Source organism: Bacillus sp. SIMBA_074 (genome assembly GCF_046534555.1).
GTDB classification, from domain to species: Bacteria; Bacillota; Bacilli; order Bacillales; family Bacillaceae_G; genus Bacillus_A; species Bacillus_A mycoides.
In genome coordinates, this window is sequence record NZ_JAWRYM010001121.1 from 1 (window position 1) to 241 (window position 241).

Consider the following 241-nt stretch of genomic DNA (forward strand, 5'->3'; position numbering starts at 1 on the left):
CGTGTGGTGAACGATGTCATCGGGCAGGTGCACGCCGGAACGGTCTTCGGGCTCGTGGTCACCCCGGACGGGACCCGTGGCGGCAACGAGTACTGGAAGTCGGGCTTCTACCGCATCGCACGCGAGACGGGGATGCCGGTCACACTCGGCTTCGTCGATCGCACGACGATGACGACGGGTCTCGGCCCCACCATCGACCTGACCGGAGACGTCGCCGCGGACATGGATCGGATCCGCGCGT

1 protein-coding gene is annotated in these 241 nt (G+C 67.2%); it reads left to right on the forward strand.

From position 1 onward, the window contains the following. Window positions 1–241: lysophospholipid acyltransferase family protein (locus tag SB773_RS34225; RefSeq protein ID WP_486304340.1), on the forward strand; the 241-nt coding region annotated here is incomplete at both ends.